Below are 26411 nucleotides of genomic sequence, written 5' to 3'. Positions count from 1 at the left end.
ACGGCCTCAGAACGCGTCCGTCGGCACGTACGTCCCCCACACCTCGCGCAGCGCGTCGGACACCTCGCCGAGCGTCGCCCGGGCGCGCAGCGCCTCCCGCATCGGGTAGAGCACGTTGTCCGGGCCCTCGGCGGCCTTCCGGAGCGTGCCGAGCGCCGCGGTGACCGCGTTCTGGTTGCGGCGGGCGCGCAGCCGCGCCAGCCGCTCGGCCTGCTGCGCCTCGATGGCGGGGTCCACCCGCAGTGGCTCGTAGGGCTCCTCCTCGTCGGTGCGGAAGCGGTTGACGCCGACCACCACCCGTTGGCCGGCGTCGGTCTCCTGGGCGATCCGGTAGGCGTTGCGCTCGATCTCGTCCTTCTGGAAGCCCCGTTCGATGGCGGCGACCGCACCGCCCAGGTCCGCCACCCGCGTCATCAGCGCCAGCGCCGCCTCCTCGACGGCGTCCGTCAGCGACTCGACGGCGTACGAGCCGGCGAACGGGTCGACGGTGGCGGTGACGTCGGTCTCGTGGGCGAGCACCTGCTGCGTCCGCAGGGCGAGTCGGGCCGCCTTCTCGGTGGGCAGCGCGATCGCCTCGTCGAAGGAGTTGGTGTGCAGCGACTGGGTCCCGCCGAGCACCGCCGCCAGCCCCTGCACGGTCACCCGGGCGAGGTTCACCTCCGGCTGCTGGGCGGTCAGTTGCACCCCCGCAGTCTGCGTGTGGAACCGCAGCATCTGCGACCTGGGGTCGTGCGCCCCGAATTCCTCCCGCATCAGCCGCGCCCAGATCCGCCGCGCGGCGCGGAACTTGGCGACCTCCTCCAGCAGCGTGGTGCGGGCGACGAAGAAGAACGACAGCCGGGGCGCGAAGTCGTCGACGTCCATGCCGGCGGCGAGCGCGGTGCGGACGTAGGCGATGCCGTTGGCCAGCGTGAAGGCGATTTCCTGGGCGGGCGAGGCGCCGGCCTCCGCCATGTGGTAGCCGGAGATCGAGATGGTGTTCCAGCGGGGGATCTCGGCGCGGCAGTAGCGGAAGATGTCCGCGGTCAGCCGGAGCGACGGCTGCGGCGGGTAGATGTACGTGCCCCGCGCGATGTACTCCTTCAGCACGTCGTTCTGCACCGTGCCGTTGAGCTGATGTCCCGCCACCCCCTGTTGCTCGCCCACGAGTTGGTACATCAGCAGCAGCACGGCGGCCGGCGCGTTGATGGTCATCGACGTCGAGACCGCCCCCAGCGGGATGCCGCCGAACAGCGTCTCCATGTCCTCGACGGAGTCGATCGCCACGCCGACCTTGCCCACCTCGCCGGCCGCGATCGGGGTGTCGGAGTCGTGGCCCATCTGCGTCGGCAGGTCGAAGGCGACCGACAGTCCGGTCGTCCCGTGCTCGATCAGTTGCCGGTAGCGCGCATTGGACTCCCGCGCCGTCCCGAACCCGGCGTACTGCCGCATCGTCCAGGCCCGCCCGGTGTACATGGTCGGGTAGACCCCCCGGGTGTACGGGTACCCGCCCGGCTCACCCAGCTCGGCGTCCGGGTCCCACCCCGCCAGCCCCGCCGGCCCGTACACCGGCTCGATGGGCAGCCCGCTCTCGCTGTACCGCACCATGTCCGCTACGCCTCCAAACAGGTGAACAGTGAAGGTTTGCACCGCCTTCACAGCATGCCTGGAGGTTCGCCCCACCGCACCGTTGGGAAAGGGGTGGGTCGTGCGAAGAAGCGGGAGAAGGGGACCGGCGGCAGCGGTGGCACTGGCCGTGCTGACGTTGGCGACGGCCTGCCACCCGGCGAAGGCCACTCCCCTGCTGGCGCCCGGCGCGCACGGCCCCGCCGTCCGCGACCTCCAGGCCCGCCTGGCCCAACTGGGCGTCTTCCAGCACACTCCCACCGGCCACTACGCCACCGAGACCGCAACGGCCGTCCGCACGTTCCAACACCAGGCCGGCCTCCCTCCAACCGGCACTTTCACAACGGCAGACCGCGCGGCCCTCACCTCACGCACCAGAAAGCCAACGGCCAGCGACCTGCACCACCAAAGAATTCCCTGACCAAAGCGAAAATTGAGCAACCCCCACCCACCGCAACCACATCCGCGAGAGCGCGCGCCGGCTTAGGCGCAAAGAGGGGGGGCGCCGGCTTAGGCGCAAAGAGGGGGGGCGCGGGCAGGGCCGGGGGAACGTGCCCCGCCCGCGCCAGGTGCGCTGAGCCACGGGTACGGGGGGAACCCTGGCTCTTGCGCCGCCGATGACCAGTCGGCTCATTTCTTACAGCGTCACGGCGTCAAAAAACGTCACACCGGACCGGTGGGAAGGGTTCCGGTTGGGGTCGGCACGGGTGTGCTGGGGGTCGGTGCGGGGGTGGTGCTGGCGGGCGGGGTGCTCGGGCCGGGCGAGCCGGACGGGTCGCCCTCCTCGTCGCCGCTGCCGCCACCGTTGTGGCCGCCTCCGCCGTTGCCACCGTCCCCGCCCTGGCCGCCGCCGCCCTGGCCGTCGCCTCCGCCATCGTTGTCACCCGAGCCGCCGCCCTGCTGTCCCGCCTGGGAGAGGTACTGGCGACAGAAGGCGTGCACCTTCTCCGGGCCACCGGCCTTGGATTCGAGGCGCCGCAGGGTGTCGCGGTCCAGGTCGCCGCGCTTGCCGGATTCGTAATCCTTGCAGAGCGCCAGCAGCAGCCGCTTCTTGTTCTTGCCGTCGGGGTCCGACGGCGACTGGCCGTCGTCGCCGGGAGTGCCGGGCGTCTGGGCGCCGGGCGCGGGGGTGGTGCCGTGGCCGCTGCCAGGGGTGGGGCTGGCGCCGGGGGAGGTGGTCCGCCCGTCCGGCGGGGTGGCCGGGGTCCGACCGGTCTCGCCGGTGGTGGTGGCGGGCTCCTGGGTCTCGAAGATGCTGGGCGTCTCGGCGGCCGAGACGCTGGCCCCGGGCTGCGGCTCGCCGCCCCGGAACGGCGTGGGCAGGACGCCGGTACCGGCGGCGACCGCGATACCGCCGATCGCGCAGACCGCGAGGGCGACCGCGAAGCCGCGTCTGAAGGGGCGGGCGAGCCCGTTGCGTTCGGCGACGCGGCTGCCGCGGCCGGCACGCACGGTGGACAGTGCGGCGCCGCGGACGGCTTCGCGCGGGTGGGCGCCGGGACCGTGGTGGGCCTGCCGGAAGGCGGCCAGCGCGGCCTCCTCGCCGGGCAACGCGACGGTTTCGGGCCGGTCGGAACCGGCCGCCGCGGCGGCCTTCAGCAGGTGTTCGAGTTCGCGTGCGCCGTCACCGACCTGGGAACCGGCCGGCTCACCACGCAGCAGTCGCTCCGCGGCGTCCTTGTCGAGCCAGCTATACCGGTCGTCGGCCATCACATGTCCTTCTGCGTTCGTGCGGCCGTTTCCGTCACACCTGGTACGTACGAATCCGCCACACCGTCAGGGTGTCTTCGGTCCTGTACGGGCAGCTCACCGACTGTGCCACCGCCCGTGCCCGGACCGGCGGACAGCCCTCGGGGTACCCCGTCGCCCTCGTCCCCACCACCGTCCTCGGTGAGGAGTTCGGCCAGCTTCTTCAGACCGCGGTGGGCGGCGGTGCGCACCGCGCCGGGCCGCTTGCCCAGGACCTGTGCCGCGCTCTTGGCGTCCAGGCCGACGACCACCCGCAGGGTCACCGCCTCGGCCTGGTCCTGCGGGAGCCGGCCTATCAGGCGGAAGGTGTGGCCGGTGCCCAGGGCCTCCAGCGCCTCGCCCGCGGTGTCGGAGGCGGCGGGGGTGTCGGTGAGTTCGCTCTCGTCGCCCCCGACGGCCGGGCGGCGGCCGCGCATCCGGATGTGGTCCAGCGCCCGGTTACGGGCGATCCGGGCGGTCCAGCCGCGGAAGCGGTCCGCGTCGCCGCTGAAGCGGTCAAGGTCGCGGGTGATCTGGAGCCACGACTCGGACGCCACGTCCTCGGCGTCCGCTTCGCCCACCAGGGTCCGGACGTAGCCGAGGAGGCGGGGCTGTATGGCGCGGTAGACGAGCCGGAACGCCGCCTCGTCGCCGTCCTGCGCCGCCTGCACGGCAACCGTCAGCCGTCCGTCGTCCGGCTGAATGTCGTCCCCTCGCACGGGTCCATCCTGTCGCACGCTGAATGTCCGCCGCCCGGTCCTTGCCGCTTCGCGCTGTCGCTGTTTCTTCGCTGCTGGTTGGTCGTCTGGCCCGCCGTGGTCACCGCGGCGGCCGGTCCGTTCCTCCGCTGCGTCGGCGGTGGGCCGTCCGGCCGTTCCTGCTGACCGTAACGGGTGAGACCCGGTGCCTGGCACCCGGGCCACCTCTTGGGACGGGCGGCGCACCGGTACGACGTGCCCACGCTTCCCACCGAACTCCCCGGTAACCAGCTGCTCTTCCGGTCGCCGGACCCCCCGCGAGCGGCCTGCCCGCCGGCGCATTCCGGCACGTTACGGGCCCTGCCCGGCCCGCGTCCAGACCACTGGCCGTGCCGCCGCCCGTACCCCGTGTGACGCTTTCGGGCCCGCTGGCGCTGTATCGATTAGGAGCCCGTCTCGGGCTCCTCGTGAGCGACGGCCGGGGCCTCTCCTGTGGGGGGTGGCGGCCCCGGCCGTCTCTCGCATTTCTCCCGCCCGGCCGCTCAGAGCCGGTTTGCCAGCGCCTTGAAGTCCGTCCAGGACAGCGCGGGGTTCCGCGGGTCCCAGGTCTTCTGCGCCAGCGCCGCGAGCGGCAGCTTGATGCCGGCCGCGATCTGCTGCGCGGTCTGCGCCTGTGCGCGGTCGCACCAGATCGCGAACCGCGCGCCCGGGATGCGGTCGGCCCCGGTCTGGCTCTCCGGTACGTTCACCGGCGAGGTGCCCCGCAGCACCCGCGGGGTCCAGCTCTTGTAGATCCGCTCGCCGGTCGGGTACGTGAAGTTGTTGGGCTCGCCGAGCACGTAGTAGAGGTACTCGTCGTTGAGGTTGAGCACCGTGCGGCCCTCGCGGAGGAACTCGGCGGGGTCGCGGGCGCCGATCTCCTTGCCGGTCCAGTAGGCGACCCTGCGGTTCTTGTCCGCGGCCACCGTCCCGCCGGCGAAGAAACCGTCGTTCCAGGCTTCGATCCGGGTCTTGCCGGCGGCCTCCACGGTCTTCTGCCGGTCGTTCAGCCAGCCGGTCGCCAGGTCCTTGATGGTGGCGCCGGAGCCGTACTTGTCCCGGGCGGCCTTGGCCAGCTGCGGGTAGGACGCCTCGGGGTTCGAGGCCGTCAGCGCCTGGTACTCGTCGCCGCCCAGGTGCCAGTACGGGCCGGGGAAGAGCTGCCCGAACTCCTTCAGCAGCGAGTCGATCAGCGCGCCGGCCCGGGGGTTGGAGATGTCGATGGCGCCGCGGAGCACCTTGCCGGAGGCGTTGCGCAGCTGGAGGTCGGGGTGCTGGTCGAGGACGGCGCCGAGGTGGCCGGGTGAGTCGATCTCCGGGACGAGGGCGACGTGCAGGCTCTGTCCGACCTTGATCAGGTGGCGGACCTGGGCCTTGGTCAGGTGGTCGGCCGAGACGATCTCGGGGTGGCTGTCGCTCTGGATGCGGAAGCCCTGGTCGTCGGAGAAGTGCAGTTGGAGCTGGTTGAGCTTGAGGTCGGCGAGCTGCCGGATGCGGGCCTCGATCCAGTCCGCGGTGAACGGCTTGCGGGCGTTGTCGAGCAGCATGCCGCGCTCGGGGCGGTCCGGGCGGTCCTCGATGGTGCCCTCGGGGAGGCCGCCGGCATTGTGGACGGCCTGTTTGACGGTGCGGGTGCCGTTGAAGATCCCGGTGTCGGTGGGGGCCGTGAGGGTGAGCCGGCCGCCGCGGGCGGTCAGGGTGTAGGACTCGTCGGCGGTGCTGCCGGGCGGGGCGTTGTCGGGGCGGTTGGCACCGGCCGAACCGCTGAGCTTCACCTCGATGTCACCGGGCCGGACGTCCTGCTTTCCCCACACCACCGCCAGCCCGCCGAGATCCTTGGCCATGAGTTGCGCTTCATCGGCGACGGTGCTCTTCTCCCCGGCCGGTACCACGACCCGGGCGCCCTTGGTCGGCCGCCAGCCGTTTCCGTCCGCCGGGCGGAAGTCCCGTACGGCCGGCACGATGTGCGGCGGGCCGATCACCTTGGCCCAGCTGGGGATGGGTGCGGCGGGGCTGGAGGAGCTGGGAGCGGCCCCCGGGGGCTGGGAATCGGCCCCTTGCGCGCAGCCGCCGAGCACCAGCGCACCGGCCAGTACCGGGGCGGCCAACAGCGCACGGCGGGCCGCCGGGCCGGCGGCCGGCGCGGCCTGGAGCGGGGGCCGTGGGGAGGCCGAGGGCCGCGGGAAACGCGGCGGCCGCATCGGGTTCGACATCGTGCAATCCTCACTTTTCGGGGCGAAGGTATTGCCAGGAGTGCGAGACAGGTCGTCCACCGAGCGCGCGAAAGCTCTCTCATCCGGGTGAAAATCGCGCATCCGTCGGACAGTGGCCGGCGAGCGTCGTTAGCGTGGCCTCGCCGTCGCTCACTCCCTTCCGGGGCGCGTGGACCGCTGGAAATCCGCCGGGTGCCACCTCATGTGACGTATCACCACTTCTGCCTCATATTCCGTACGTATCAGACTTTTCATCCGTTTCGCCCCACCCGCCGCTCGGTTTCCGCCAGCCGCCCACCACCCACCCGCCACCTCCGCACGCACCCCCGCCCCTTCTCGTCCGCCTCATCCCCCTCACCCGTTCCGGCCCGATCCCGTCCGCCCGAGGAGCCCACGCTGTCCGGTGACACTCCGGCCGCCCGTCCGCCGGCGCGGCCCCGCCCGCCCGCTCCGCGGTGCGGCATACCTTGGCAGAACCGGCTCACCCCGCCGTCGACGGCCGGCCTCGACCGCTTCAACACCCTCCCCCGCGACCGGGCCGTCGCCACCCTGCTGACCTGCTGCGGTTGCCTCCGCTGGGCCGAGCGGATCGCCGCCCACCGCCCCTACCCGGACCCGGAGTCCCTGCTGGCCGCCGGCGACGAGGCCGGCTACGACCTCACTCCGACCGAACAGGCCGAGGCGCTGACCCAGGAGGCGCCCGCACCGCTGCCGCCGGCCCGCCCCGGCCCCGGCACCCTCGCCGCCCACACCGCACTGCGCGCCGCCCACGCCGCATACGAAGTCCGCTTCCGGCACGCCTTCGTGATCTGCCTGGACGGCTACCGCGACGACGAGCTGATGGACCAGACCCTGCACGCCATCCGCACCCGTTTGGCGCACGAACCGGACGAGGAGCGGTCGGTCGCCGCGGACCACTTACGACGGCTGGCCCGCGTCAGACTGGGACAACTCGCGGTGACTTGTCCCTGATGGGTCGGTTCGTGCTTGTGTGATAGCCCGTTGGTGCCTGTTTGATCACACCTAAGGACCCCCGCGCGAGGAACCGACAGCTCGTCGATACGATGACGAGCGGCCGGTGGACCGTACCCGGCCGGGCCCGACCGACAGAGAAGCCGGCGCGGCCCTAATCCCCGCTCCCGGAGGGTTCTTCCGTGCCGGCTGGAACGCTGTACCGCGGCCGGGAAGGCATGTGGTCCTGGGTGGCTCATCGAGTCACTGGCGTCCTCATCTTCTTCTTCCTGTTCGTACACGTCCTCGACACCGCTCTCGTTCGTGTCTCCCCCGACGCGTACGACAACGTCGTGGCGACCTACAAGACGCCCATCGTCAACGTGATGGAGTACGGCCTGGTGGCCGCCATCCTCTTCCACGCGCTCAACGGCCTGCGAGTCATCGCGGTGGACTTCTGGTCCAAGGGCCCGAAGTACCAGAAGCAGATGCTCTGGACCGTTGTCGGCGTCTGGGTCGTGCTGATGGCCGGCGCCTTCTACCCCGTGCTGCAGCACACGCTGCGCACGCTGTTCGGGAGCTGACGCGAGATGTCTGCTGAATCCACCACCGCGGGCGCCACCGCCGCGGAGAACGTCGCGCTCTACGACGCGGACAACCCGGCACCGGTCATCGAAGCGCCCCGCAAGCGCACCGGGAAGACCCCCAAGTCGACCCGTACCAACTTCGAGCTGTACGGCTGGCTGTTCATGCGGCTGTCCGGCATCGTCCTGGTCGTCCTGGTCCTCGGCCACCTGCTGATCCAGCTGGTGCTCGACGGCGGCGTCTCCAAGATCGGCTTCGCCTTCGTCGCCGGCCGCTGGGCCTCGCCCTTCTGGCAGGTCTGGGACCTGCTGATGCTGTGGCTGGCCATGCTGCACGGAGCCAACGGCCTGCGTACCGTCATCAACGACTACGCGCAGCGGGACAACACCCGCTTCTGGCTGAAGATGCTCCTCTACACCGCCACGGTGTTCACCGTCCTTCTGGGCACGCTGGTGATCTTCACCTTCGACCCGAACATCCGCTAGGCCCCGGGCTGAGGGACTGAGGTATCCACCCATGCAGATCCACAAGTACGACACCGTCATCGTCGGCGCCGGCGGCGCCGGCATGCGTGCCGCCATCGAGGCGACCAAGCGCAGCCGGACCGCGGTCCTGACGAAGCTCTACCCCACCCGCTCCCACACCGGTGCCGCCCAGGGCGGCATGGCGGCGGCCCTCGCCAACGTCGAGGACGACAACTGGGAGTGGCACACCTTCGACACGGTCAAGGGCGGTGACTACCTGGTCGACCAGGACGCCGCCGAGATCCTGGCGAAGGAGGCCATCGACTCGGTCCTCGACCTGGAGAAGATGGGCCTGCCCTTCAACCGCACGCCGGAGGGCCGGATCGACCAGCGCCGGTTCGGCGGGCACTCCCGCAACCACGGTGAGGCCCCGGTCCGCCGGTCCTGCTACGCCGCGGACCGCACCGGCCACATGATCCTCCAGACGCTGTACCAAAACTGCGTCAAGGAGGGCGTGGAGTTCTTCAACGAGTTCTACGTCCTGGACCAGCTGATCACCGAGGTCGACGGCGTCAAGAAGTCGGCCGGTGTGGTCGCCTACGAGCTGGCCACCGGCGAGATCCACGTCTTCCAGGCCAAGTCGGTCATCTACGCCTCCGGCGGCACCGGCAAGTTCTTCAAGGTGACGTCGAACGCCCACACGCTGACCGGTGACGGCCAGGCCGCCGTCTACCGCCGCGGGCTGCCGCTGGAGGACATGGAGTTCTTCCAGTTCCACCCGACGGGCATCTGGCGGATGGGCATCCTGCTGACGGAGGGCGCCCGTGGTGAGGGCGGCATCCTCCGCAACAAGGACGGCGAGCGCTTCATGGAGAAGTACGCGCCCGTCATGAAGGACCTCGCCTCGCGTGACGTCGTCTCCCGCTCCATCTACACGGAGATCCGCGAGGGCCGCGGCTGCGGTCCCGAGGGCGACCACGTCTACCTGGACCTGACCCACCTGCCGCCGGAGCAGCTGGACGCCAAGCTCCCGGACATCACCGAGTTCGCGCGGACGTACCTCGGCATCGAGCCCTACACGGACCCGATCCCGATCCAGCCGACCGCGCACTACGCCATGGGCGGCATCCCGACCAACGTCGAGGGTGAGGTGCTGGTCGACAACACCACCGTCGTGCCGGGCCTGTTCGCCGCCGGCGAGGTCGCCTGCGTCTCCGTGCACGGCGCCAACCGCCTGGGCACCAACTCGCTGCTGGACATCAACGTCTTCGGGCGTCGGGCCGGCATCGCCGCGGCGGAGTACTCCGCCACCGCGGACTACGTCGAGCTGCCCGAGGACCCGGCGTCGCTGGTCGTCGAGCAGGTCGAGCGGCTGCGCAACGCCACCGGCGGCGAGCGGGTGGCCGTGCTGCGCAACGAGCTCCAGGAGACCATGGACGCCAACGTCATGGTCTTCCGCACCGAGCAGACCATCAAGACCGCGGTCGAGAAGATCGGCGAGCTGCGCGAGCGCTACCGCAACGTGTCCATCCAGGACAAGGGCAGGCGCTTCAACACCGACCTGCTGGAGGCCATCGAGCTGGGCAACCTGCTCGACCTGGCCGAGGTCATGGCGGTGTCGGCACTGGCCCGCAAGGAGTCCCGCGGCGGTCACTACCGCGAGGACTACCCCAACCGCGACGACGTCAACTTCATGCGGCACACCATGGCGTACCGCGAGGTGGGCGCAGACGGCTCCGAGTCGATCCGCCTCGACTACAAGCCGGTCGTGCAGACCCGCTACCAGCCGATGGAGCGTAAGTACTGATGAGCACCCCCACTCTCGACAAGCACTCCGCGGCTCTGGACGCGGCCGAGAACGACGCGTCGCACCTGATCAGCGTCACCTTCCGGATCCGTCGGTTCAACCCGGAGGTCTCCGAGGAGGCCAGCTGGCAGGACTTCCAGCTGGAGATCGATCCCAAGGAGCGCGTCCTGGACGCCCTCCACAAGATCAAGTGGGACCAGGACGGTTCGCTGACCTTCCGCCGCTCCTGCGCCCACGGCATCTGCGGCTCGGACGCCATGCGGATCAACGGTCGCAACCGGCTCGCCTGCAAGACGCTGATCAAGGACATCAACCCGGAGAAGCCGATCACCGTCGAGGCCATCAAGGGCCTGACGGTGCTGAAGGACCTCGTCGTCGACATGGACCCCTTCTTCCAGGCGTACCGGGACGTGATGCCGTTCCTGATCACCACCGGCAACGAGCCGACCCGCGAGCGCCTCCAGTCCTCCGAGGACCGCGAGCGCTTCGACGACACCACCAAGTGCATCCTGTGCGCGGCGTGCACCAGCTCGTGCCCCGTGTTCTGGAACGACGGCCAGTACTTCGGCCCGGCGGCGATCGTCAACGCGCACCGCTTCATCTTCGACTCGCGTGACGAGGGCGGCGAGCAGCGGCTGGAGATCCTCAACGACAAGGACGGCGTCTGGCGCTGCCGGACGACCTTCAACTGCACCGACGCCTGCCCGCGCGGTATCGAGGTCACCAAGGCGATCCAGGAGGTCAAGCGGGCCTTGATCACCCGGCGGTTCTGAGCGCGCCTCTTCGCGCCTAAGCCGGCGCCGCTTTCGCGGAGTCGGTTGCCCGCCGTACAGGTGCCTCAATTGATGGTTGCTGTACTGGTGGGCATGGGCCTCGCCTCCTCCTACGGAGGCGGGGCCTTCGTCGTTCCCGCGCCCGGTGCCGCTCAGCCCGAGCGCAGGGCCATCGCGGCCAGTGCCTCGTCCTGGGCGCGCCGTTCCCGCATGACCTGGGCGTAGGCGCCCAGGGCCGCCCGGCGCTGCTGCAACTCGGCTATCTCCGCGTCGAGTTGGGCCATCTGCCGCTCCACCACGCCGCACGAGAACGTGCACGGGTTCAGCCCGGGGCCGCCCTGGGCGCAGGGCAGCAGGTCGCGGATGGACTCGGTGTTCAGACCGGTGGCGAGCAGTTCGCGGATGCGGGTGACGGTCTCGACGGCGTCGGTGTCGTAGGTGCGGTAGCCGTTGGCGTCGCGCCCGGCGCAGAGCAGACCGCGCTGCTCGTAGTAGCGCAGGACGCGGGCGCTGACGCCTGCGCGGCGGGCCAGTTCGCCGATCCGCATCCGGCCTGCCGGGCCCGGGTCCGTCCGTGCCGCGTCCCCCATGTGATGCTCCTCTCCCCATGTCTCCCCGTCCCGGCTTGACCTTGACACCGGTGTCAGACGGCAACCTCGTGGGCATGACGCAGATTCCCGTAGCGCAGACCCCGTCCGTTTCCCTTCCGCCGCTCTCCACCACCGTCGCCGGCCCGGCCGGCGGGCCCGGCGTCCTGCTGGCGCACGGCGCGACCGGCAGCGTCCGGGACAACTACGGCACGCTGATACCGGCCCTGACCGCCACCGGCCACCGGGTGGTGGCTCCCGACTACCCCGGTTCGGGGGACTCCCCGCGCGCCACCGGCCCGTTGGAGCTGGACGCACTGGCCGACGCGCTGGTCGCCGAGGCCGTCGCGGCCGGGTCGGAGACCTTCACCGTGATCGGCTTCTCGTTGGGGACCACGGTGGCCGTACGGGCCGCGGCCCGCCATCCGGAGCGGGTGCGCGGGCTGGTCCTGACCGCCGGGCTCGCCAAGGCGGACGCCCGTGCGCAGGTCTGGCTGGACCTGTGGCTGCGACTTCTGGACCGCGGCGACTACCAGGGCTTCGCCCAGGTGCGGGCGCTCAGCGGGCTGTCGGCGGAGCGCTTCAACGCACTGTCGCCGGATGAGTTGGCGGCCGTCCTGGACCCGGACCCGACGCTGCCGCCGGTCGGCTCGGCGGAGCAGGCGGCCCTGGTCAAGGCCGTGGACACCACCGCCGACCTGCCGGGCCTCGCGGTCCCGACGCTGGTCATCGCCACCACCCTGGACGCGCTGCTGGCCCCGGCCAACTCCCGCTATCTGGCGGAGCACATCCCGGGCGCGGAGTACGCGGAGATCGCCACCGGGCACCTGCCGATGGTCGAGCGGAACGCGGAGTGGCTGGCGTTGATCGGGGAGTTCCTGGCCGCGCGGGGGCTGTGACCGGCCGGGCCCGGCCCGGAGGGCGGCAGCCGGCGGGGGCGGCAGCCGGCCGGGCGGGTCCGCGATCGGGTCCGTCGCCTGGTCCGCCACCGGGGCCGTCGTCTCAGGCCGGCTCGCCCTCCAGCACCTTGTCGAGGAAGGCGTGCAGATTCCGCACGGTGCGCGCGATCCGGTCGTCCAGCGGGAGGGTCTCCTCGTGCCGGCCGGCGAGTTGGGACGTCTTGCGGCCGCGGACGTAGAGGGAGCAGGCGAGGTCGGCGCACAGGTAGGTGCCGACGGTGTTGCCCTGCCGGCCCGCGGGCCCGGCGCGGCGGGCGGCGAGCAGGCTGACCCCGGAGCCCGGGTGCCCGGTCAGGCAGACCGAGCAGACCGTCGTCTTGGTGAAGCTGCGCCGCACGCCCTGCGGCACCCGGAGGGTCACGCCCATCAGGCCGCCGTCCCGCGGGGCGACCAGGTAGCTGCGGTCCGGTGCGCCCGGGTCGCGCCACCCCAGGAAGTCGAGGTGCGCCCACGGCAGTTCGGCCAGTCCCGCGGGGAGGTGGAGCCGGCTCGCCTCCCCCTTGGAGCAGTTCACGAAGGACGCGCGTATCTGTTTCTCAGCAACCGGATCCATGATTCCGGACGCTAACAGCGGGTGGCGGGGCGCGTCGTCTGGTTTTCCCGCGCCCCGTCCCCGCGGTGCCTCACTCGATCACGGACGGCGGGATCTCCCGCCGCGGGGGCGAGGTGTCCTCGTCCTCGTCGAGGTACCGGGACCGTTGGGCTCCGGGGCGGCCCCGACCGCCCTTGTCGGCCTGGGCGCCCTTCTTGCCCTTCTCCTGGCCGGCCGTCGGGTCCGCCGGGGTGGCCCGGGCGCCGCCGCGGCTGCGGTGGAGTCCGGCGCCGCCCTGGCGGTTACCGCCGGCCGGGCCGGTCGCCGGGCCGGTCGGCCGCGCGACCGGGGCGCCGGGGGTGCGGGGCGGCAGGGCCGCGCGGGCGGCGACCGCGTCGGGGTTGCCCGACCCGCCGTTGGCGCTGCGGCGCGGCCCGCCGGAGCCGCGTGCCGGACTGCGCGTGCCGCCGGCGGGCATCCCGCCGCCCGTCACACCGATGACGCCGGGCATGGCCGTGCCGCCCGGGAAGCCGCCGCCCGCGGGGGCGGGGCCGCCCTGGCCGCCGGACGGCGTCGCGCTGCTGACGGTGTGGCCGGCGGGGGGCGCGGCGAGGGTGCCGCCGCCCAGGCTCTCCAGTCCGGTGGTCACCGGCCGGTCGGCCCGGGGGCTGTCGAAGCCGGCTGGGACCGCGCCGCCGCCCGCGCCGTTGGGCTGCTTGGCCGTGGGCGGGTGGTGCGGCTGGGGGCCGCCGGTCACCGCGGCGTTCACCGGTGGCGGGGCCGGGCTGCTGGTCGGGGCGACCGGCCAGTCCCCGGCGATACCGGGTCCGGTGCCCTCCCGGAGCCGCTTCCCCTGCGCTTCGTAGTGGGCGGCCAGTTCGTCCATCACGACGACGGCCTCGATCTGGCGCACCTTGCTGGGCGGGAGGTTGCCGCGGTTGAGCTCCAGCGCCATCCGGGCGTCCAGCTTGGGGTTGGCCATGTCCCGCTTGAACTGGCTCTCGTCGCCGGTGGGCGCCACCGGGTCGGGGGCGCCCCCGGCGAGCTGGAGCGTCACCATGGCCTTCTTGGCCTCGCGGAGGTTGTGCGCGACGCCGACCTCCGGGCCCGAGGCGCGCGAACCGATCAGGGTGGACTCGACGTTCCTGGCGTGCTGGTAGCTGCGGTCGAGCTTCGACAGCACCTTGGCGGCCTCCCGGCGGAACGCCTGGGCCGCCGTGCCCTCCCAGTGCGCCGCGGCGTGGTCCACAGCGTCCTTGAACGCCTTGCGGAGCCCGCCGTGGCCGTCGTGGCCGCCCAGCTGGTCGGCGGAGGCCCGCCAGTGCCGGCCGGAGGTCTCGATCGTCTCGGGGCTGGCGTGCTCGATCATCGACCGGAGCGCGGCCAGGTCGTGCTTCTGGAAGTCGGAGGGGGACCGCGGGGTCAGCCGGTGTCCTTTGAGCGACTTCAGCTGTTCCGCCCGCTCCTGCTCGGCCCTCCGACGCTCCATCTCCTTGGAGCCGTCGTGCTCCTGTCCGGCCTCCGTCATACCGGTCCCCCTCCCTCGTCCTCGCCGTCGTCATGCCCGCCCGGTGTCGGGCGGTGGACCCGTCAGTCGTGCCTCGGCTGCCGGGCCGCGTGCTCCTCGTCCTCGTAGGCGCCGCGGCTGGCCTCCGTCTTCTCGCCGAAGGTGCCGAGGAGGTCCTGGAGTGCGCCGAGCACGTCCGCCAGGTACGTCTGCATGCCGTCGTGGGCGCCGGCGAGCTTGCCGGCCTCGACGAAGTCGACCCCGAATGCCGACTTCGGGATCGACGTGCTGTATTTGACGGTCTGACTGGGGTCGTCCATATCGCGCTGTAGATGTCGCAGCTGTCGCACGACGACGTCCAGCTCTTCCAGGTCAACCCTGAATTGCTCGGCCATGTACCGCTTCTCCCCGTTCCCCCGCGGGCCTTGACCACCAAGCTATCAAGCCCACCGGGCTGCCCGTACGTCCGTTCTCCTGATACCCGCAACGGAGCGGCTTCTAGCGTGACCCGTACGGCCTGGAGCAGGCAATTCGGTAAAGGGAAAAGAAATATGACGGTGCGTCAGGCGCGGTGGGGTGCGAGACGGTGACGGCAGTCCCAGACGCGGGACGAGATGGCGGCCAGCAGCCGGGCCGCGGGGTCGTCGACGTCCTGGCCGCCTGCGAGCGGGCCGGTGTAGCAGACGGCGAGGACGTAGGGCGGGGCGTCGTGCGGGTGGACGACGGCGACGCCGTGCCGCACCCCCGTGATCCAGCCGTTCTTGCTGGCCAGCCGGGTGCCGGGCGGTAGGCCGGCGGCCAGGTCGACGCGGTGCGCGTTGTGTTCCAGCCGGGCCAGGACCTCCGGTTCCAGCGACGTCAGCAGCCGGACCAGGTCGTGGGCGGTGACGCGGTTGGTGAGGCCGGCGGCGCGGGCCGGGGCGTCCTCGATCCCGCGCGGGCTACCGGAGGCGGCGGACGCCCCGGCCCGCCGCCACACCTCGGCCACCGCGGCCGGGCCCACCGCGGCCAGGCAGAGGCTGCTGGCCAGGTTGGAGGAGTGGCTGACCATCCGGTCGGCGAGCCAGCGAAGCGGCGCGGTGCGGCCCAGCAGCTCCCAGGGCTCCGGGTCGCCGTCGTCGGCCCGGGAGTGGGCGTAGCTGCCGCCGACCGCCGAGGGGAAGTCGTTGACGACCGGGACCTCCCGGTCGAGGTCGAGTCCGCTGCGGTGGACGGCGGCGAGCACGGCGACCTTCATGGTGCTGGCCGCGTAGTGCGGGACGTCGGCGTTCCGCAGGATCACCGGGGGGCGCTGCCAGGGGGCTACGGCGACGGAAAGCATGGCTCATCGTAGGGCGGCGGGGCGGCCGAGCCCGGGCGCGAACGTCCCCGTGCGCCCCGCGCGAGCCCGGCCCCGCCGGCACAGCTGATGCCCCGTCAGTTGGCGCCCTCGGTCCGCAGCCGTTCCGCGACCGCCGCCAGGGCCGTCATCGCCTCGTGCTGGAGGCCGCCGCCGAAGGTGATCCGGGTCGCGCCCAGGGCGCCCAGTTCGCGCGGGGACGGGCCGCCGGTCCTCGCCAGGGCGTTGAGCGGGAGGGCGACCGCGGCGGCCAGTTCGGGCAGCAGCTCGGGCGGGGCGAAGATCGGGTAGAGGCAGTCGACGCCGGCCTCGGTGTAGTGGCGGGCCCGCTCCAGGGCCGCGTCGAGGCCCGGCGTACCGCGCAGGAAGGTGTCGATCCGGGCGTTGATGACCAGCGCGTCGCCCGCCTCGGCCCGTACGTCGGCCAGCCGGTCGGCCTGCTCCCGCGGGTCGCGGAGGGTGCCGGTGGCGTGGTCGGAGTCCTCCAGGTTGCAGCCGACCGCGCCGGCCTCGGCGAGCCGGCCGACCAGTTCCTTGGCGGACAGCCCGTACCCGGCCTCCACATCCGCCGTCACCGGGACGTCCACGGCCCGCACGATCCGGGCGACGGCCGCGAACATCTCGTCGGCCGGGGTCTCGCCGTCCGCGTACCCCAGGGACGCCGCGATGCCCATGCTGGGGGTGGCCAGCGCCGGGAAGCCGGCGTCGGCGAAGACCCGGGCGGAGGCGGCGTCCCAGACGTTGGGGAGGATCAGCGGGTCGCCCGGCCGGCGGCCGTGGTGCAGGGCGCGCAGCGTCGCCGCGGGGGCGGTGGCGGTCACAGCTCCGACCCCGGGGGCTGGCGGACCGTGACGTTGACCCGGTTCCAGTTGTTGATGGCGACGATCACGGCCAGCAGGTGGGCGAGTTCGACCTCGCTGAACTGGGCGGCGGCCCGTTCGTAGACCGCGTCCGGGACGGAACCCACGGTCAGCACGGTGACCGCCTCGGTGAAGGCCAGGGCCGCCCGCTCCCGCTCGGAGTAGAGGTCGCCGGCCTCCTCCCAGGCCGGCAGCAGGTCGATCCGCCGCTGCTCGACGCCGGCCTCGCGGAGGTTGGTGACGTGCATGTCGACGCAGAACGCGCACTTGTTGAGCTGGGAGGCGCGCAGTACGACCAGCTCCGCCAGCACGGCGTCGCCCAGGCCCTTCTTGGCGGCCATGGTGAGCTTGAGCTGGGCCTGGAAGAAGGCGGGGACCCGGCCCCAGAACTTCATGCGGTGGGTCATCGCGCTCACACCTGCCCCGGGACGAGGCGGGTGGTCACGCCGAACCGGTTCCACGCGTTGATGGTGGTGATCAGGGCGATCAGCTGGGCCAGTTCGGCCTCCTCGAAGGCGGCCTCGGCCTGCGCGTAGACGGCGTCGGGGACGAAACCGTCGGTGAGGACGGTGATCGCCTCGGTCAGGGCCAGGGCGGCGCGCTCCCGGTCGGTGAAGAAGCCGACGGCCTCCTCCCAGGCGGCCAGGAGGGCGAGGCGCTCCTCGCTCTCGCCGGCCTTGCGGGCGTCGTTGGTGTGCATGTGGAGGCAGAAGGCGCACCGGTTGAGCTGCGAGGCACGGATGTTGACCAGTTCGATCAGGGTCGGGTCGAGGCCCTTCTTGGCGGCCGCGTCCAGCCCGATCATGGCCTTGTAGACCTCGGGGGCGAGCTTGGCCCAGCGCATCCGGGGGCCGTGCTGGTGACCGGCGGCGGCCGGGGCCTGCTGTCCTGCGGTGGGTGTCGTCGCGTTCGTCATGCCCTTGACGCTACGGGGTGAGTGGCGCACCGGTATGGTCCACTTCCATGGAGAAATCGCGGGCCACTTTCGGACGGGATCTCGGGCGGGACCTGCACCTGGACCTGGACGGTCCGGGCGGGCTGCGGGTCGCCCTGATGACCGCACTGCGCGACGCCGTACGGTCCGGGCGGCTGACCCCCGGCACCCGGCTGCCGTCCTCCCGGTCACTCGCCACCGACCTCGGCATCGCCCGCAACACCGTCGCCGACGCCTACGCGGAGCTGGTCGCCGAGGGCTGGCTCTGCGCCCGACAAGGCTCCGGCACCGAGGTCGCCGAGCGCGTCCTGCCGCGCGCCACGGCGCCCCGGCGCACCCCGGGCCCGCCGTCGCCGGCCGCCGCCGGGCCGCGCTTCGACCTCACCCCCGGCACCCCGGACGTCTCGTCCTTCCCCCGCACCGCCTGGCTGGCGGCGGCCCGCCGGGCGCTGACCGCGGCGCCCAGCGAGGCGTTCGGGTACGGCACCCCGGCCGGCCGGCCCGAGCTGCGCGCAGTGCTCGCCGACTACCTCGCCCGGGCGCGGGGCGTACGGGCCGATCCGGACCGGATCGTGATCTGTGCGGGGTTCATGCAGGGGCTGGGGCTGCTGAGCCGGGCGCTGAAGTCCCGCGGCGGCGCCCCCGGCCGGATCGCCACCGAGTCCTACGGGCTGCACTTCCACCGCGACGTCATCACCCGCGCCGGGCTCGGCACCGTCCCGCTCCCGGTCGACGCCCACGGCGCGGACACCGGCCGACTGGCGGGCCTGGACCACCTACGGGCGGCCCTGTTCACCCCCGCGCACCAGTTCCCCACCGGCGTCCCGCTGCACCCGGACCGGCGGGCCGCGGCGGTCAACTGGGCGCGTGCCACAGGGAGTTACATCCTGGAGGACGACTACGACGGCGAGCTCCGCTACGACCGGCAGCCGGTCGGGGCCCTCCAGGGGCTGGACCCCGATCACGTCGTCTACCTCGGCACCGCGAGCAAGAGCCTGGCCCCGGCGCTGCGGCTGGCCTGGATGGTGGTGCCGGACCGGCTGATCGACCGGGTGTTGGAGATCAAGGCGACCGGCGAGTGGCAGTCCGGGTCGCTGGACCAGCTCACCCTGGCCGAGTTCCTGTCGTCGGGGGCGTACGACCGGCATCTGCGCGGGATGCGGCTGCGCTACCGGCGGCGGCGCGACCAGTTGGTGGCGGCGCTGGCCGAGGCCGCGCCGCATGTGCACGTCTCGGGGATCGCCGCCGGACTGCACGCGGTGCTGGAACTCCCGCCCGGCACCGAGCAGTCCATCGTCCAGGCCGCGCTGTGGCAGGGGCTGGCGGTGCACGGCCTGCGGGAGTTCACCGACCCGGCGGCCCCCGCGGTCGCCCGCGACGCCCTGGTCATCGCCTACGGCCGCCCGCCGGACCACTCCTTCGCGGCCGTCCTGGACGCCCTGCTGCGGGCGCTGCCGCCGGGGGACTGACGCGGCGGGCCGGGCGGGGCCGGCGCGGCCGACGAGGACGCGCCGCACCCCGCCGACGGCCCGGAGTCGCGGGTCGGGCGCCGCGGCCGGCGCGCCGGGCGCCCGGCGGGGCGCGTCAGGGGCGTTCCGCGGCCACCGCTGCGGGGCCGGGTTCGGCCGCCGGCGCGTCGGTGTGCGCGGCCGGCGCCTCGCCGAACCGGGCCAGGGCCAGCGCGCCCGCGACGGCCAGCGCGAAACCGGCGACGGTCAGCGGGGCCAGGCCCTCGCGGGTGCGGTCGCCGAGCCAGGCGACGCCGACCAGGGCCGGGCCGAGGGTCTCGCCGATCACCATGCCGGCGGTGGCGGTGGTGACCGAGCCGCGCTGGAAGGCGGAGGTCAGCAGCAGGAAGGCGGCGGCCCCGCCGATGAGCAGCGCGTAGGTGGCGGGGTTGGTGAGCAGGTCGGCCGGCCCGAACCCGTCGATGAGCCGCACCGCGACCTCGACGACGCCGAAGCCGAAGCCCGAGCCGAGGCCGAGGGCGGCGGCGCGGGCGCGATCCGGGAGCCGGCCGGCCAGGGCGCCGACGGCGAGCACGGCGACCGCGAAGACCAGCACCCCGATCCGCAGTGCGGGGGTGCCGGCGCGGTGTCCTTCGGTACCGGAGGACAGCGCCAGCAGGCCCAGCCCGCCGCAGACCACCGCGACGGCGAGCCATTCGGCGCGCTGGAGGCGGGTGCCCAGGACGGGCGCGGCGACCACCGCGGTCACCGCGAGGGTGGCCGCCAGTGCCGCGCCGACCGTGTAGATCGGCAGCGAGCGGAGTGCCACCAGTTCCAGCAGGAACCCCAGTCCGTCCAGCGCCAGCCCGAGCAGGTACCGCCACTGCGTCAGCACCCGCAGCAGCAGTCGGGCGTCGACGCCGGACCCGGTGCCGGCCGTGGTGTCCCGGGCCGCCACGGCCTGGAAGACGGAGGCGGTACCGAAGCACACCGCGGACGCGAGGGCGCAGATCATCCCGAGCAGCATGGGCTCGACTGTACGGGGACCGCGCGCCGCGTGGCAGGGGCTTCCCGCGGGCCGGGACGGAGAGGCAGCCAGGACGGGAGGGGGCGGCCGGGACGGCGGGGCGGGCGTTACGCGCCCAGCGCCTCGCGGAGTTGGTCCAGGCCCCAGTCCAGGTCCTCCTTGCTGATCACCAGGGGCGGGGCGATCCGGATCGTCGCGCCGTGGGTGTCCTTGACCAGTACGCCGCGGTCCAGCAGCCGTTCCGAGACGGCCCGGCCGTCGCCGCGGGAGGGGTTGACGTCGATGCCGGCCCACAGGCCGCGGCCGCGGACCGCGTCCACCGCGCCGCCGCCCACCAGCGGCGCCAGTGCGCGGTGCAGGTGGTCGCCGAGTTCGGCGGCCCGCCGCTGGTACTCGCCGGTGCGCAGGATCGCGATGACCTCCAGGCCGACCGCGCAGGCCAGCGGGTTGCCGCCGAAGGTCGAGCCGTGCTCGCCGGGGCGGAAGACGCCCAGCACCTCGCGGGACGACACCACCGCGGACACCGGCACCACCCCGCCGCCCAGCGCCTTGCCCAGGACGTACACGTCGGGCACCACACCCTCCTGCTCGCAGGCGAAGGTGGCGCCCGTGCGGCCCAGCCCGGACTGGATCTCGTCGGCGATGAAGAGCACGTTCCGGGCCCGGGTCAGCTCGCGTACGCCGGCCAGGTAGCCGGGCGGCGGCACCAGGACGCCGGCCTCGCCCTGGATCGGCTCCAGCAGCACGGCGACGGTGTCCGCGTCGACGGCGGCGTCCAGGGCGGCCAGGTCGCCGTAGGGGACGACGGTGAAGCCGGGGGTGAACGGGCCGAAGTCGGCGCGGGCCTCGGGGTCGGTGGAGAAGGAGACGATGGTGGTGGTCCGGCCGTGGAAGTTGTTCTCCGCGACGACGATCCGGGCCCGGCCGTCGGGGACGCCCTTGACCTGGTAGCCCCACTTGCGGGCCGTCTTGACCGCGGTCTCCACCGCCTCGGCGCCGGTGTTCATGGGCAGGACGAGTTCCATCCCGCACAGGTCGGCGAGTTGGGTGCAGAAGTCCGCGAAGCGGTCGTGGTGGAACGCCCGGGAGGTCAGGGTGACCCGCTCCAGCTGGGCCCGGGCCGCGTTCAGCAGGCGGCGGTTGCGGTGGCCGAAGTTGAGGGCGGAGTACCCGGCGAGCAGGTCCAGGTAGCGGCGGCCGGTCACGTCGGTCATCCAGGCGCCCTCGGCGGTGGCCACGACGACGGGGAGCGGATGGTAGTTGTGCGCGCTGTGGGCCTCGGCGGCGGCGATGAACGTTTCCGTGGATGTCACGGGTGACTCCGTCCGGCGGGTCGGACCACCCGGTCCGACCGGGTGGCGATTGCCGGCCCCCGCCGTCGTGCACTCCGGCCTCTTCTCGCGGTCTGCCCTCATTCTCACGCCGGGGCACCGGCACCGCAGGGCGCGCGCCGGCACGGTCCGCCGGAGCCCCCCGAGCGGCCCCTCCGGCCGGCGCCGGACCGCTCCCAGCGCCCGGCGGCGCGGCAGGCCCTAGACTTCCGGTGCGCAGCCGCGACTGGCGTACGGGGAACGGACCCCGAGGGAGCGGTGCGTGGCCACACGCCTACGAGGTGCCGCCCGCCTGGGTACCCCGGGACCACGACCGACCATCGATCGATCGCCCCGGAGGACGCCATGACGGCACAGCCCACCACCCATCCCGCCCTGCACGCCACCGACCCCGAACTCGCCGCGCTGGTCGGCGCCGAGGAGCAGCTCCAGGCCGACACCCTGCGGCTGATCCCCAGCGAGAACTACGTCTCCGCCGCCGTCCTGGAGGCCACCGGAACGGTCCTCCAGAACAAGTACAGCGAGGGCTACCCGGGCCGCCGCTACTACGAGGGCCAGCAGAACATCGACCTCGTGGAGACCCTGGCCGTCGAGCGCGCCAAGGCCCTCTTCGGCGTCGAGCACGCCAACGTGCAGCCGTACTCCGGCTCGCCGGCCAACCTCGCCGTGTACCTCGCCTTCGCCTCCCCCGGCGACACCGTGCTGGGCATGTCGCTGCCGATGGGCGGGCACCTCACGCACGGCTGGGGCGTCTCGGCGACCGGGACGTGGTTCAACGGGGTGCAGTACGGCGTCCGGGCCGACACCGGGCGGATCGACTTCGACCAGGTGCGCGACCTGGCCCTGAAGGAGCGCCCGAAGATCATCTTCTGTGGCGGTACGGCCGTCCCGCGGACCATCGACTTCGCCGCCTTCGGCGAGATCGCGCGGGAGGTCGACGCGGTCCTCGTCGCGGACATCGCGCACATCGCGGGCCTGGTGGCGGGCGGCGCGCACCCCTCCCCCGTGCCGCACGCCGACGTCGTGGCGACCACCACCCACAAGACGCTGCGCGGTCCGCGCGGCGCCATGCTGATGTCCCGCGCCACGCACGCCAAGGCGATCGACAAGGCGGTCTTCCCGGGCCTCCAGGGCGGCCCGCACAACCACACCACGGCCGCCATCGCGGTGGCGCTGCGCGAGGCGTCCGCGCCGTCCTTCCGGGAGTACGCGCACGCCGTCGTAGCCAACGCCAAGGCGCTCGCCGAGGCGCTGCTGACGCGCGGTTTCGACCTGGTCTCCGGCGGCACCGACAACCACCTGGTGCTGATCGACCTGACCTCGAAGGACGTGCCCGGAAAGGTCGCCGCCAAGGCCCTGGACCGGGCCGGGATCGTGGTGAACTACAACACCGTGCCGTTCGACCCGCGCAAGCCGTTCGACCCGTCCGGCATCCGGATCGGCACCCCGTCGCTGACCTCGCGGGGGCTGGGGACGGCGGACATGACGAAGGTCGCGGAGTGGATCGACCGGGGCGTACGGGCCGCGGGCAGCGGCGACGAGGAGGCGCTGACGGGGATCCGCAAGGAGGTGGCGGAGCTGATGTCCGCCCACCCGGCACCGGGTCTGCCCCTCAGCGACTGAGCGGCGGGACGGCCGACCGATCCTCGGGACGCCCTGCCGACCCTTGGGACGCCCGACCGACCCTCGGGACGCCCTGCCGACCCTTGGGACGCCCGACCGACCCTCGGGGCGCCCTTGCCGGGGCCCGGGGAATTTCCCCCGCCACCCCCACGTTGTGGCCCCGCAGGGGGCCTTGCCATCCCCTACGGGATGTGTTCGGCCACCCCCTGCGGGCCTCCACGCCCGGGCTCCCCGCGGACCTGAGAGAATGCATGCCATGGCTCTCGAACGTCCTCGTGTGCTCTCCGGTATCCAGCCCACCGCCGGCTCCTTCCACCTCGGCAACTACCTCGGTGCGGTGCGCCAGTGGGTGGCGTTGCAGGAATCCCACGACGCCTTCTACATGGTGGTCGACCTGCACGCGATCACCGTCCCGCAGGACCCCGCGGAGCTGCGCCGCAACACCCGGGTCGCCGCCGCCCAGCTGCTGGCCGCCGGCCTCGACCCGGAGCGCTGCACGCTCTTCGTGCAGAGCCACGTGCCCGAGCACGCCCAGCTCGCCTGGGTCATGAACTGCGTCACCGGCTTCGGTGAGGCGTCTCGGATGACGCAGTTCAAGGACAAGTCCGCGAAGCAGGGCACGGACCGGACGACGGTCGGCCTGTTCACCTACCCCGTCCTGATGGTCGCCGACATCCTGCTCTACCAGGCCGACCAGGTCCCCGTCGGTGAGGACCAGCGCCAGCACCTGGAGCTGACCCGCGACCTCGCGGACCGCTTCAACACCCGGTACGGCGACACCTTCACCATCCCGAACCCGTACATCGTCAAGGAGACGGCGAAGATCTTCGATCTTCAGGACCCGTCGATCAAGATGAGCAAGTCGGCGTCCTCGCCCAAGGGCATCATCGACCTCCTCGACGACCCCAAGGCCACCGCGAAGAAGATCAAGAGCGCCGTGACGGACACCGACACGGTGATCCGCTTCGACCGCGAGGCCAAGCCCGGCGTCAGCAACCTCCTCACCATCCTGTCCACCCTCACCGGCGAGGACATCCCGTCGCTGGAGCGCTCCTACGAGGGCAAGATGTACGGCGCGCTCAAGACCGACCTGGCCGGGGTGATGGTCGACTTCGTCACACCGTTCCGGACCCGTACGCAGGAATACCTCGACGACCCGGAGACGCTGGACACGATCCTGGCCAAGGGCGCCGAGAAGGCCCGCGCGGTGGCGGCCGAGACGCTGGCCACCGCCTACGACCGGCTCGGGTTCCTGCCGGCCAAGCTCTGACCGTCCGCGGAAGGCCGGGACGTGCCCGTCAGGGTCCGTCCCGGCACACTGAGAAGGGTGCGCGCCCACGCGGCGCGCGCACACACGTCAGGAGGGAGAACGCAGTGGGGACCGTAACGCTCGGTGTTTCGCTCGCGGTCCCGGAGCCGCACGGCAGCTTCCTCCAGCGGAGGCGCGAGGGCTTCGGGGACCCGGCCGCCCGCGGCATCCCCACCCACATCACCCTCCTCCCGCCGACCGAGGTGGACGCCGCGGCGCTGCCCGACATCGAGCGGCATCTCGCCGAGGTCGCCGCCGGCTGCCGGCCCTTCGCGCTCCACCTGGCGGGCACCGGCACCTTCCGTCCGCTTTCGCCGGTGGTCTTCGTCAAGGTCGTCGAGGGCGCCCGCGGCTGCGCCGTCCTCCAGGAGCGGGTCCGCGCCGTGTCCGGGCCGTGCGCCCGCGAGCTTCAGTTCCCGTACCACCCGCACGTGACCGTCGCGCACGGCATCGACGAGGCGGCGATGGACCGTGCCCAGACGGAGCTGGCGGACTTCTCGGCCGCCTGGACGGTCGGCGGCTTCGCGCTCTACGAGAAGGGCGACGACGAGGTCTGGCAGCTGGAGCGGGAGTATCCGTTCGGGGCCGGGAGCGCGTCGGTGACGCTGCCCCGGCAGGCCGCCGAGGCCGCCGAGCTGTCCCGGCCGCCGGCCGCGTCCTACTGAGACACCGTCCTACTGAGGCACCGCCCCCTCTACCGCCGTCACACACGTGCCCGGTGCGCCGGGTGATTGCCGGCTTCCGGGGTAGCCGGAAGCTAATGTTCCGGATCAACCGGGGCAGCCGGCACGGGAGGGCGGTACGGGGATGACGGGTGGACGGGGCACTCGGGACGACGGGGACGACGCGGGCACACCCAAGAACGAGCACGAGAACGACAACCCGAACGAGCGCAAGGGCAACGGCGAGGCCAAGAAGCGGGCCGAGAAGCGGACCAAGAAGCGCACCGAGGAACAGGCCCAGGAGCCGGCCGGGCAGCAGGACAAGGCCGCCGAGGGCGGTCCGTTGGGCTGGATCCCCGGGCTGCCGGTCGTCGGCCCCCGGCTCGCCCCCGCCGTCCGCTGGGTGCTCACCACCCACCTGTGGCGCAGCTTCGATCGGATGCTCCGGGTCCACTGGACCCGGCTGGCCGCGGCCATCACCTTCACCAGCTTCATCGCGCTCTTCCCGCTGCTGACCGTCGCCGCCGCGATCGTCGCCGCCACCATCGGCGACGCCCAACTGCGCACGCTGGAGGCCAAACTCGCCGAGCAGGTCCCCGGCATCTCCGCCCAACTCGACCTCGCCGCGCTGGTCAACAACGCCGGCACGGTCGGCCTGATCGCCGGTGCCGTGCTGCTGTTCACCGGCATCGGCTGGGTGCAGTCCCTGCGCGACTGCCTACGGGCCGTCTGGGAGGCGCCCGAGGACGACACCAACTTCCTGCTCGGCAAGGTCCGCGACGGCGGGCTGCTGCTCGGCCTCGGCGGGGTCGCCCTGGTCTCGGTGGGCTGCTCGACGTTCGCCTCGGCGGCGGTCGGCTGGGCCGCGAAGGAGATCGGGCTGCCCGAGGGCGGCGCGGCCAGCATCCTGCTCACCGTCGCCGGGTTCTGCATCGCGGTGCTCGCCGACTTCGTGATGCTGGCCTACGTGCTGACCAAGCTCGCCGGCGCCCACCCGCCGCGGCGCGCCCCGGTCACCGCCTCGCTCATCGGCGCGATCGGCTTCGAACTGCTGAAACTGCTGCTCAGCGGCTATCTACGGGGCGTCGCCGCGCGCAACATGTACGGCGCGTTCGGCACCCCGATCGCGCTGCTGCTGTGGATCAACTTCACCGCGAAGCTGCTGGTCTTCTGCGCGGCCTGGACGGCCACTCAGCGGACGACCACCCAGGGGACGGCCACCCCCCGGACCGAGCCCGCGCCCACCGCCGGGACGTGACAACCACCGAAAGCGTCACGGCCACCGGGACGTGACGACCACCGCAGCATGACGGCCACCGAGGCATGACGGCCACCGCAGCGTGACTGCCGCAGCCGACATCGAGGACGGCGTCCGCGGCCAACACCAGCGCCAGGTAGAAGTCGTTGTCGGGTCCCCAGGGGTTGAGCAC

The 26411-nt window shown here is 72.7% G+C and carries 26 protein-coding genes; 12 read left to right on the top strand and 14 right to left on the bottom strand.

Translation table 11 applies throughout. From position 1 onward, the window contains the following. Positions 1-6 precede the first annotated feature (6 nt). Entirely contained in the window at positions 7-1587 is a 1581-nt protein-coding gene (locus ACFVT2_RS25875) for a methylmalonyl-CoA mutase (RefSeq protein ID WP_390021732.1), read from the bottom strand. Between the two features lie 136 nt (positions 1588-1723). Between ACFVT2_RS25875 and ACFVT2_RS25870 the strand changes: the two genes are divergently transcribed. Further along, the gene (locus ACFVT2_RS25870; RefSeq protein ID WP_390021731.1) at positions 1724-2026 is read left to right on the top strand and encodes a peptidoglycan-binding protein; all 303 of its coding nucleotides are present in this window, start codon (positions 1724-1726) and stop codon (positions 2024-2026) included. A gap of 242 nt (positions 2027-2268) precedes the next feature. On the opposite strand, the gene ACFVT2_RS25865 is transcribed toward ACFVT2_RS25870, so the two are convergent. The 3 genes from ACFVT2_RS25865 to ACFVT2_RS25855 form a co-directional block, all read right to left on the bottom strand. Next, entirely contained in the window at positions 2269-3315 is a 1047-nt protein-coding gene (locus ACFVT2_RS25865; RefSeq protein WP_390021730.1) for a hypothetical protein, read from the bottom strand. Further along, positions 3315-4052, bottom strand: a complete 738-nt coding sequence (locus ACFVT2_RS25860; RefSeq protein ID WP_390021728.1) for an RNA polymerase sigma factor — start codon at positions 4050-4052, stop codon at positions 3315-3317. Before ACFVT2_RS25860 ends, ACFVT2_RS25865 begins: the two co-directional genes overlap by 1 nt. A 521-nt stretch (positions 4053-4573) precedes the next feature. Beyond that, positions 4574-6283, bottom strand: coding sequence for a glycoside hydrolase family 20 protein (locus ACFVT2_RS25855; protein WP_390021727.1), 1710 nt, complete (start codon positions 6281-6283; stop codon positions 4574-4576). Positions 6284-6487: 204 nt separating this feature from the next. Between ACFVT2_RS25855 and ACFVT2_RS25850 the strand changes: the two genes are divergently transcribed. The 5 genes from ACFVT2_RS25850 to ACFVT2_RS25830 all read left to right on the top strand — a co-directional run bounded on the left by ACFVT2_RS25850 (position 6488) and on the right by ACFVT2_RS25830 (position 10863). Next, positions 6488-7255 (top strand): 2-oxo-4-hydroxy-4-carboxy-5-ureidoimidazoline decarboxylase, encoded by a 768-nt coding sequence (locus tag ACFVT2_RS25850; protein WP_390021726.1) that lies wholly within the window; start codon positions 6488-6490, stop codon positions 7253-7255. Positions 7256-7437: 182 nt separating this feature from the next. Then, the gene (gene sdhC / locus ACFVT2_RS25845) at positions 7438-7818 is read left to right on the top strand and encodes a succinate dehydrogenase, cytochrome b556 subunit (protein ID WP_016574684.1); all 381 of its coding nucleotides are present in this window, start codon (positions 7438-7440) and stop codon (positions 7816-7818) included. Positions 7819-7824: 6 nt separating this feature from the next. Beyond that, complete coding sequence (locus ACFVT2_RS25840; protein ID WP_390021724.1) at positions 7825-8304, top strand: succinate dehydrogenase hydrophobic membrane anchor subunit; 480 nt, start codon at positions 7825-7827, stop codon at positions 8302-8304. Positions 8305-8335: 31 nt separating this feature from the next. After that, positions 8336-10090, top strand: a complete 1755-nt coding sequence (gene sdhA / locus ACFVT2_RS25835; protein ID WP_390021722.1) for a succinate dehydrogenase flavoprotein subunit — start codon at positions 8336-8338, stop codon at positions 10088-10090. Beyond that, positions 10090-10863, top strand: a complete 774-nt coding sequence (locus ACFVT2_RS25830) for a succinate dehydrogenase iron-sulfur subunit (protein ID WP_390021720.1) — start codon at positions 10090-10092, stop codon at positions 10861-10863. Before sdhA ends, ACFVT2_RS25830 begins: the two co-directional genes overlap by 1 nt. Positions 10864-11015: 152 nt before the next feature. Here the strand turns inward: ACFVT2_RS25830 and ACFVT2_RS25825 are convergent, their stop codons facing one another. Continuing rightward, positions 11016-11453, bottom strand: a complete 438-nt coding sequence (locus ACFVT2_RS25825; protein WP_390021719.1) for a MerR family transcriptional regulator — start codon at positions 11451-11453, stop codon at positions 11016-11018. A gap of 74 nt (positions 11454-11527) precedes the next feature. Here ACFVT2_RS25825 and ACFVT2_RS25820 point away from each other — a divergent pair, with 74 nt between their 5' ends. Then, entirely contained in the window at positions 11528-12349 is an 822-nt protein-coding gene (locus tag ACFVT2_RS25820; protein WP_390021717.1) for an alpha/beta fold hydrolase, read from the top strand. 103 nt (positions 12350-12452) lie between these two features. Here ACFVT2_RS25820 and ACFVT2_RS25815 read toward each other — a convergent pair whose 3' ends face one another. The 7 genes from ACFVT2_RS25815 to ACFVT2_RS25785 all read right to left on the bottom strand — a co-directional run bounded on the left by ACFVT2_RS25815 (position 12453) and on the right by ACFVT2_RS25785 (position 17563). Beyond that, positions 12453-12962, bottom strand: coding sequence for an FBP domain-containing protein (locus ACFVT2_RS25815; RefSeq protein ID WP_390021716.1), 510 nt, complete (start codon positions 12960-12962; stop codon positions 12453-12455). A gap of 70 nt (positions 12963-13032) precedes the next feature. Beyond that, a complete protein-coding gene (locus ACFVT2_RS25810; RefSeq protein WP_390021715.1) occupies positions 13033-14469 on the bottom strand; it encodes a hypothetical protein in 1437 nt (478 codons plus the stop codon). A 62-nt stretch (positions 14470-14531) separates the two neighbouring features. Further along, positions 14532-14843: a hypothetical protein gene (locus ACFVT2_RS25805; RefSeq protein WP_390021714.1), complete on the bottom strand. Its 312-nt coding sequence runs from the start codon at positions 14841-14843 to the stop codon at positions 14532-14534. 167 nt (positions 14844-15010) lie between these two features. Beyond that, the gene (locus ACFVT2_RS25800) at positions 15011-15769 is read right to left on the bottom strand and encodes a serine hydrolase (protein WP_390021713.1); all 759 of its coding nucleotides are present in this window, start codon (positions 15767-15769) and stop codon (positions 15011-15013) included. A 95-nt stretch (positions 15770-15864) separates the two neighbouring features. Continuing rightward, complete coding sequence (locus ACFVT2_RS25795) at positions 15865-16608, bottom strand: isocitrate lyase/phosphoenolpyruvate mutase family protein (protein ID WP_390021711.1); 744 nt, start codon at positions 16606-16608, stop codon at positions 15865-15867. Beyond that, positions 16605-17054, bottom strand: a complete 450-nt coding sequence (locus ACFVT2_RS25790) for a carboxymuconolactone decarboxylase family protein (protein WP_390021710.1) — start codon at positions 17052-17054, stop codon at positions 16605-16607. The genes ACFVT2_RS25795 and ACFVT2_RS25790 overlap by 4 nt, the downstream gene beginning before the upstream one ends. Positions 17055-17059: 5 nt before the next feature. Then, a complete protein-coding gene (locus ACFVT2_RS25785; RefSeq protein WP_390021709.1) occupies positions 17060-17563 on the bottom strand; it encodes a carboxymuconolactone decarboxylase family protein in 504 nt (167 codons plus the stop codon). Positions 17564-17610: 47 nt separating this feature from the next. On the opposite strand from ACFVT2_RS25785, the gene ACFVT2_RS25780 reads away from it, so the two are divergent. Next, positions 17611-19050, top strand: a complete 1440-nt coding sequence (locus tag ACFVT2_RS25780; protein WP_390021708.1) for a PLP-dependent aminotransferase family protein — start codon at positions 17611-17613, stop codon at positions 19048-19050. Between the two features lie 115 nt (positions 19051-19165). On the opposite strand, the gene ACFVT2_RS25775 is transcribed toward ACFVT2_RS25780, so the two are convergent. Continuing rightward, positions 19166-20056: a hypothetical protein gene (locus ACFVT2_RS25775; protein ID WP_390021707.1), complete on the bottom strand. Its 891-nt coding sequence runs from the start codon at positions 20054-20056 to the stop codon at positions 19166-19168. Positions 20057-20163: 107 nt separating this feature from the next. After that, positions 20164-21369: an ornithine--oxo-acid transaminase gene (rocD, locus tag ACFVT2_RS25770; RefSeq protein WP_390021705.1), complete on the bottom strand. Its 1206-nt coding sequence runs from the start codon at positions 21367-21369 to the stop codon at positions 20164-20166. A 363-nt stretch (positions 21370-21732) separates the two neighbouring features. Here rocD and glyA point away from each other — a divergent pair, with 363 nt between their 5' ends. The 4 genes from glyA to ACFVT2_RS25750 all read left to right on the top strand — a co-directional run bounded on the left by glyA (position 21733) and on the right by ACFVT2_RS25750 (position 26239). Beyond that, entirely contained in the window at positions 21733-23010 is a 1278-nt protein-coding gene (gene glyA / locus ACFVT2_RS25765; RefSeq protein ID WP_390021704.1) for a serine hydroxymethyltransferase, read from the top strand. Between the two features lie 256 nt (positions 23011-23266). Next, complete coding sequence (trpS, locus tag ACFVT2_RS25760) at positions 23267-24280, top strand: tryptophan--tRNA ligase (RefSeq protein WP_390021702.1); 1014 nt, start codon at positions 23267-23269, stop codon at positions 24278-24280. Between the two features lie 104 nt (positions 24281-24384). Beyond that, entirely contained in the window at positions 24385-24984 is a 600-nt protein-coding gene (locus ACFVT2_RS25755; RefSeq protein ID WP_390021700.1) for a 2'-5' RNA ligase family protein, read from the top strand. Between the two features lie 340 nt (positions 24985-25324). Further along, positions 25325-26239 carry a YihY/virulence factor BrkB family protein gene (locus tag ACFVT2_RS25750; RefSeq protein WP_390021825.1) on the top strand — a complete coding sequence of 305 codons (915 nt, stop codon included), beginning with the start codon at positions 25325-25327 and terminating at the stop codon, positions 26237-26239. Positions 26240-26411 lie beyond the last annotated feature (172 nt).

Source organism: Streptomyces sp. NPDC058000 (assembly GCF_042886435.1).
In the GTDB taxonomy this organism is placed as follows: domain Bacteria; phylum Actinomycetota; class Actinomycetes; order Streptomycetales; family Streptomycetaceae; genus Streptomyces.
This window is presented reverse-complemented; position numbering and strand designations above follow the sequence as displayed.

Excerpts from the sequence above, each read along its gene's own strand:
- ACFVT2_RS25875 (WP_390021732.1), bottom strand. The coding sequence starts at position 1,587 with ATGGTGCGGTACAGCGAGAGCGGGCTGCCCATCGAGCCGGTGTACGGG.
- ACFVT2_RS25865 (WP_390021730.1), bottom strand. The coding sequence starts at position 3,315 with ATGGCCGACGACCGGTATAGCTGGCTCGACAAGGACGCCGCGGAGCGA.
- ACFVT2_RS25855 (WP_390021727.1), bottom strand. The coding sequence starts at position 6,283 with ATGTCGAACCCGATGCGGCCGCCGCGTTTCCCGCGGCCCTCGGCCTCC.
- ACFVT2_RS25840 (WP_390021724.1), top strand. The coding sequence starts at position 7,825 with ATGTCTGCTGAATCCACCACCGCGGGCGCCACCGCCGCGGAGAACGTC.
- sdhA (WP_390021722.1), top strand. The coding sequence starts at position 8,336 with ATGCAGATCCACAAGTACGACACCGTCATCGTCGGCGCCGGCGGCGCC.
- ACFVT2_RS25830 (WP_390021720.1), top strand. The coding sequence starts at position 10,090 with ATGAGCACCCCCACTCTCGACAAGCACTCCGCGGCTCTGGACGCGGCC.
- ACFVT2_RS25825 (WP_390021719.1), bottom strand. The coding sequence starts at position 11,453 with ATGGGGGACGCGGCACGGACGGACCCGGGCCCGGCAGGCCGGATGCGG.
- ACFVT2_RS25820 (WP_390021717.1), top strand. The coding sequence starts at position 11,528 with ATGACGCAGATTCCCGTAGCGCAGACCCCGTCCGTTTCCCTTCCGCCG.
- ACFVT2_RS25815 (WP_390021716.1), bottom strand. The coding sequence starts at position 12,962 with ATGGATCCGGTTGCTGAGAAACAGATACGCGCGTCCTTCGTGAACTGC.
- ACFVT2_RS25810 (WP_390021715.1), bottom strand. The coding sequence starts at position 14,469 with ATGACGGAGGCCGGACAGGAGCACGACGGCTCCAAGGAGATGGAGCGT.
- ACFVT2_RS25805 (WP_390021714.1), bottom strand. The coding sequence starts at position 14,843 with ATGGCCGAGCAATTCAGGGTTGACCTGGAAGAGCTGGACGTCGTCGTG.
- ACFVT2_RS25800 (WP_390021713.1), bottom strand. The coding sequence starts at position 15,769 with ATGCTTTCCGTCGCCGTAGCCCCCTGGCAGCGCCCCCCGGTGATCCTG.
- ACFVT2_RS25790 (WP_390021710.1), bottom strand. The coding sequence starts at position 17,054 with ATGACCCACCGCATGAAGTTCTGGGGCCGGGTCCCCGCCTTCTTCCAG.
- ACFVT2_RS25785 (WP_390021709.1), bottom strand. The coding sequence starts at position 17,563 with ATGACGAACGCGACGACACCCACCGCAGGACAGCAGGCCCCGGCCGCC.
- ACFVT2_RS25780 (WP_390021708.1), top strand. The coding sequence starts at position 17,611 with ATGGAGAAATCGCGGGCCACTTTCGGACGGGATCTCGGGCGGGACCTG.
- ACFVT2_RS25775 (WP_390021707.1), bottom strand. The coding sequence starts at position 20,056 with ATGCTGCTCGGGATGATCTGCGCCCTCGCGTCCGCGGTGTGCTTCGGT.
- glyA (WP_390021704.1), top strand. The coding sequence starts at position 21,733 with ATGACGGCACAGCCCACCACCCATCCCGCCCTGCACGCCACCGACCCC.
- trpS (WP_390021702.1), top strand. The coding sequence starts at position 23,267 with ATGGCTCTCGAACGTCCTCGTGTGCTCTCCGGTATCCAGCCCACCGCC.